Here is a 461-nt window from a genome sequence, read left to right on the forward strand (position 1 = left end):
CGCAGGGCCCCGGTGGCTGTGCCGTCCATGGGCTCGAAGGTGTGCGTGGCCACCAGGACCGCGCCCCCGGCGGCCAGATGGCTGCGCAGTATCGCGCGGACCAGCCCGGTCGTGGCGGCGTCGAGCCCGTTGAACGGCTCGTCGAGCAGCAGGAGTTCAGGGCGGTGGAGCGTGGCGACGGCCAGGGCGAGGCGCTGCCGCTGCCCGAGCGACAGCGTGCGGACGGGGCGGCGGGCGACGCCATCCGGGATCGGCTCCAGGCGGCCGGCATCGAGGACACCGACACTGCCGACGGTCCACAGGGGGCACTGGTGGACGGGAACGGAGCGTAGAGTGCCGGGAATTCGCAGCGGCGCGGCGCAGGGCGCAAGCCGGGCACCCAGAAGGGGCCGACCGTCGGATCCGGCGGAGTCCGCCGCCGCGGGCTGGAAGGCCGTGGCGCGACACCCCGCGCCGAACAG

The 461-nt window shown here is 75.5% G+C and carries 1 protein-coding gene; it reads right to left on the reverse strand.

Annotation, left to right across the window (positions count from 1 at the left end):
- Nucleotides 1-461 (reverse strand): ATP-binding cassette domain-containing protein (locus RM572_RS29125; protein WP_449657229.1); only part of this gene is annotated, 461 nt, incomplete at both ends.

The organism is Streptomyces hazeniae (assembly GCF_031845485.1).
GTDB lineage: Bacteria > Actinomycetota > Actinomycetes > Streptomycetales > Streptomycetaceae > Streptomyces > Streptomyces hazeniae.